A 4,494-nucleotide genomic window follows, 5' to 3' on the forward strand; every position below is an offset into this window, starting at 1 on the left:
CCCCACCAGCAGCCGAGCGTCGCGCTCGGCCTCCAGCTCGGCCTGCCGCGCGGCGAGGGCCCGGCCAACCCGCGCCCGCGCTGCGCCGACCCGCTTGCCGGCATCGGCCTTGGCCGACGGGGGCAGGGCGCCGATCTCGCGGTTGGCGAGGGCGAGGGCGCTGCGGTCGCCGACGTGCGCGATACGGGCGTCCTTGAGCGCGTCGAGCGTGCCCGCTGCCGCGAACGCGGCTTCTGCCGCCTCGACGACCTCATCGATCGCGGCGGGGTCGAGGGCGCTGACCTCGACGGGGTCGTACTGCGTGTTGGCTCCGGACATCGCTTCCACTTCGGCTGGGGTGGGTGCGGCCGACCGACGGCGGTCGGCGCGAGGACTTGAGTCTAGGCCGGTCAGGCTGTGTGGTTTGCCGCCGCTCGTCGCTGCTAGGCAAACTGCTCGGGCGCGCCTGCCGGCAAGGTAAATCGGAACTCGGCACCGCCCGACGGTGCGCGACCGACGCTGATCTGGCCGCCGTGGGCCTCGACCAGACCGCGCACGATGTAGAGGCCGAGCCCCGTGCCGCCCTGCGGTCGACTGTGCCAGAACCGGGTGAAGATCACTGAGTGGTGCTCCTCCTCGATGCCGGGTCCGTCGTCGCTGACGGTGACCTCGATGGCCTCGCCACCGTCCCCTGCGGACACGCCGAGACGCACGGCGCCCTCCCCGTGGCGCAGGGCGTTCTCGAGCAGGTTGGCAAGGATCTGGTCGACCCGGTCGGGGTCGGCCCACACCTCGGGCAGGTCCGGCTCGACCTCGATCTGGAACCGGTCCTGCTCGTAGTCACCCGAGGTGAGCAGACTCTCCACGTGGGCCCTGATCTTGGCGGGCAGGTCGACCGGCTGGCTGCGCACCTGGAGGCGTCCACTGTCGATCCGGGACACGTCCAGCAGCTCGGTGATCAGGCGTGCCACCCGGTCGGCGTCAGCCTCGATGGCCTCGATCATCCACAGCTTCTGCTGGTCCTCGAGCTGGTCCCACCGGCGGCGCAGCGTCGAGGAGAAGCCCTTGACCGAGGTGAGCGGCGACCGCAGCTCGTGGGCGACGGTGGCCACGAGGACGCTGTTGTTGGCCTCGAGGCGGCGCCGGGCGTGGGCATCGCGCAGGGCCACCACCACGGCGGTGACCGGTTTGCCGCGGCCCGGGCGTACGTACTTCGCGCTCACCAGGGCTTCGTCGCCGCCGGGGAGCAGCAACAGCCGCTCCCGGTGGCCCGAGCGGATGTTGATCCCGTGCCAGGGGTCGGAGCACTCCCACCAGGACCTTCCGTCGACGTCCTGCAGGGGCAAGACCTCGCGAATGTCCTTGCCGAGCAAGTCTTCAGCGGGCATGCCGACGATGGAACAGGCCCGGGCGTTGACCTCAGTCACGACCGCGTGCCCGTCAGTCACGATGAGTCCGTCGGGCAGGCGGTCGGCCAGGACGTGGGCGCCCGCGGGGAGCGCGGGTGAGGAGTCGGCGCTCCCCCGTGACGTCCCGTTCACGCGCTCCGAAGCCATGCGAATGACTCTAGCGACTTAGCTGTGTGGCGGAAGCGCGGGCTCCCGCCGAAGCATAGAGGCAAACCGTGGCCGCCATGGCCAGGTTGAGCGACTCGGCCAGCCCGTAGATCGGCACACGGACCACCTGGTCACAGCCGTCGCGAACCTGGGGAGGCAGTCCCCACGCCTCGTTGCCCATCACCCAGGCGTGTCGGCGCTCGAGCGGTGCGTCGGTGAGCAGCTGGTCCCCCGAGCCGTCCGCCGCCAGCAGCAGCAGCCCCGCCGCCCGCAGCCGGGAGAGGAGCTCGTCCACCGGGGCGCCGAGGACGAGAGGCAGGTGGAACAGGCTCCCCGCGGTCGAGCGGACGACCTTGGGGTTGTAGACGTCGACGCTGGCGTCGCTGACGAGCACGGCACCGGCGCCGCTCGCGTCGGCCCCGCGGATCACCGTGCCGGCGTTGCCGGGATCACGCACGTGCGTGAGGACCACGACGAAGTCCGGCCGGGCGGCGAGCGCCGCGTCGAGGTCGACATCGAGCGGCCGGCACACCGCGGCCAGGCCCTGCGGCTGGCGGGTGTCGCACATCGCGGCAAGCACCTCGCTGCTGACGTCATGAGTCGGCACGCCCGCGTCGCGCGCGGCGGCCAACAGGTCGGCATACCGTTCTGCTGCGGTGTCGTCGGCGTAGAGGTCGCGCACCACGTCCGGGCGGTGGGTGACCGCCTCGCGGACCGCTTGCGGTCCCTCGGCCAGGAACAGACCCTGGCGTTGACGCACCGAGCGGCGGCTGAGCGCCCGCACCGACCGAACCCGATCGGATCGGGGGTTGGTCAGCACGGGCCGCGCAGACACAGACCGCCGCCCCGATCGAGTCCGGCGGTCAGGCCGCGTCGGTGGCGCTGGGCTGCTGGGCGGGCACGTTGGCCCGCGAGAGCTCGACCAGAGCGGTGAAGGCCGCCTCGTCGTTGGTGGCGAGCTCCGACAGCATGCGGCGGTCGACCTCGACACCCGCGGCCTTGAGACCCTGGATGAAGCGGTTGTAGGTCATCCCGTTGGCGCGGGCACCGGCATTGATGCGCTGGATCCACAGGCGCCGGAAGTCACCCTTGCGGGCGCGGCGGTCGCGGTAGCTGTAACCCATCGAGTGGGTGACCTGCTCCTTGGCCTTGCGGTAGAGCCGCGAACGCTGCCCGCGGTAGCCGCTGGCCTGCTCGAGGACGACCCGGCGCTTCTTGTGGGCGTTGACCGCCCGCTTCACGCGTGCCACGTGAGTACTCCTTGTTCTTGACGCTCGACCGGGGCATGCGCGGCGTACGCAGCGCGCCGGTCGGTGCTGGATGTGTGGGGGTTACTTGCCGAGGAGCTTCTTGACCCTCTTGGCGTCCGGCTTGGACAGCTCGACGTCGTTCGCGATGGAACGCATCTTCTTGGAGGACTTGTGCTCGAGCAGGTGGCGGCCACCGGCCTGCTCACGCATGACCTTGCCGGTCCCCGTGATCCGGAAACGCTTCTTGGTGCCGCTGTGCGACTTCATCTTCGGCATGGAGCCGATCTCCTTCGGTCGGTTCGTGCTTGCTGCAAATGTGCTGTGCGCGTGGCTCAGCCCTTGGTCTCGGCCTCGGCCCGCCGGCGCCGCTCCTCGGCCTTGGCCTCGGCCTTCTTCTTGGTCGGGCCGAGCACCATGATCATGTTGCGCCCGTCCTGCTTGGGTGCGCTCTCGACGAAGCCCAGCTCCTGCACGTCCTCCGCGAGGCGCTGCAACAGCCGGAAGCCCAGCTCGGGTCGGGACTGCTCGCGACCGCGGAACATGATCGTCACCTTGACCTTGTCGCCCGCCTTGAGGAACCGCTCGACGTGGCCCTTCTTGGTGCCGTAGTCGTGCGGGTCGATCTTCGGGCGGAGCTTGATCTCCTTGATGATCGTGTTGATCTGGTTCTTGCGGGCTTCCCGCTCCTTGATGGCGGCTTCGTACTTGTACTTGCCGAAGTCCATGAGCTTGGCGACCGGCGGCTTGGCCATCGGCGCCACCTCGACCAGGTCGAGATCCGCCTCGGCCGCGAGTCGCAGCGCGTCCTCGACGCGCACGATGCCGACCTGCTCACCATTGGGGCCAACCAACCGCACTTCCGGGACCCGGATGCGGTCGTTGATGCGAGGTTCGCTGATGTGCTGCTCCTTCTGCCGTTCAGACCTGTCGCTGAAACCTGTGGTGTCCGTCAGGGACGAGAAAGGCTCCTCGCCACCTGGGTGCGCGAGGAGCCTGGGCTTCCGGACCAAGCACGGCGGGTATGCCGGGTGCTCACCACCCGGCGTACGCTCCGGCCTGTCGGCGCGAGCCGACGGGACGAAGAGCCGTCTTGACGAACCCGGCGACCTGTCGGTCATCGCGGGTGGAAGCGGAACTGCTGGCTCCTCTTGCACGCTGTCCAACACCGTCGCCCGGTGCGGTGTTCCCCAGAGGGACCCGTGGTGGGCGCCGAGCTGCACAGCCGGTCAGTCTGGGATGCTACCAGCGTGACCGACCAGACTCCCAATCCCTCTCCTGTCGAGCCCGTGGACGCGAGCAGGGAGACCCGCGACATAGCCGAGGTGGCTGCCGTGGAGATCATCACGACCGCTGCGGTGCACCTGATGAGCGCCGCGGCCGTCAAGTGCGGCCTGGCGGAGGGACCGGACGCCGCCGAGCTGCAGGACCTCGACGGGGCGAGGCGGCTGATCAACGCACTCGCGGGACTCGTGACAGCCTCGGCGCCGGACATCGGCAGCGAGCACGCGGCGCCGCTGCGGGACGGGCTCAAGTCGCTCCAACTGGCATTCCGTGAGGCGTCGGTCGTGCCCGACCCGCCCGGCCAGGGCCCGGGCGAGCGCCTGACCGGTTCGGTGGTCTGAGGCCCGGCGCGGTCATCCGGCGCGCCGCCCCGGCCGCGGACCGTCACTGCTTGCCCTGCCGGTCAGGCGGCGAGCTCCACGGTGCCG

The 4,494-nt window shown here is 70.3% G+C and carries 6 protein-coding genes and 1 pseudogene; 1 reads left to right on the forward strand and 6 read right to left on the reverse strand.

The window, feature by feature from the left end; genetic code table 11:
• The 6 genes and pseudogenes from FRW57_RS17805 to infC form a co-directional block, all read right to left on the reverse strand.
• Nucleotides 1-318 (reverse strand): annotated as a pseudogene (locus FRW57_RS17805) (phenylalanine--tRNA ligase subunit alpha); the annotation flags it as partial.
• 104 nt (nucleotides 319-422) lie between these two features.
• Complete coding sequence (locus tag FRW57_RS17810; protein ID WP_137120982.1) at nucleotides 423-1,535, reverse strand: PAS domain-containing sensor histidine kinase; 1,113 nt, start codon at nucleotides 1,533-1,535, stop codon at nucleotides 423-425.
• Nucleotides 1,536-1,545: 10 nt separating this feature from the next.
• Nucleotides 1,546-2,355, reverse strand: coding sequence for a TrmH family RNA methyltransferase (locus FRW57_RS17815; RefSeq protein ID WP_137120981.1), 810 nt, complete (start codon nucleotides 2,353-2,355; stop codon nucleotides 1,546-1,548).
• A 43-nt stretch (nucleotides 2,356-2,398) separates the two neighbouring features.
• Nucleotides 2,399-2,785 (reverse strand): 50S ribosomal protein L20, encoded by a 387-nt coding sequence (gene rplT, locus FRW57_RS17820; protein WP_137120980.1) that lies wholly within the window; start codon nucleotides 2,783-2,785, stop codon nucleotides 2,399-2,401.
• Nucleotides 2,786-2,866: 81 nt separating this feature from the next.
• The gene (gene rpmI, locus FRW57_RS17825) at nucleotides 2,867-3,061 is read right to left on the reverse strand and encodes a 50S ribosomal protein L35 (protein WP_137120979.1); all 195 of its coding nucleotides are present in this window, start codon (nucleotides 3,059-3,061) and stop codon (nucleotides 2,867-2,869) included.
• A 56-nt stretch (nucleotides 3,062-3,117) separates the two neighbouring features.
• On the reverse strand, nucleotides 3,118-3,642 hold the full coding sequence (gene infC / locus FRW57_RS17830) for a translation initiation factor IF-3 (RefSeq protein ID WP_238384589.1): 525 nt from the start codon (nucleotides 3,640-3,642) through the stop codon (nucleotides 3,118-3,120).
• Nucleotides 3,643-4,032: 390 nt separating this feature from the next.
• On the opposite strand from infC, the gene FRW57_RS17835 reads away from it, so the two are divergent.
• Nucleotides 4,033-4,407 (forward strand): DUF1844 domain-containing protein, encoded by a 375-nt coding sequence (locus FRW57_RS17835; protein WP_137120978.1) that lies wholly within the window; start codon nucleotides 4,033-4,035, stop codon nucleotides 4,405-4,407.
• Nucleotides 4,408-4,494: the final 87 nt, after the last annotated feature.

This window comes from Segeticoccus rhizosphaerae, assembly GCF_009192725.1.
Taxonomy (GTDB): domain Bacteria; phylum Actinomycetota; class Actinomycetes; order Actinomycetales; family Dermatophilaceae; genus Segeticoccus; species Segeticoccus rhizosphaerae.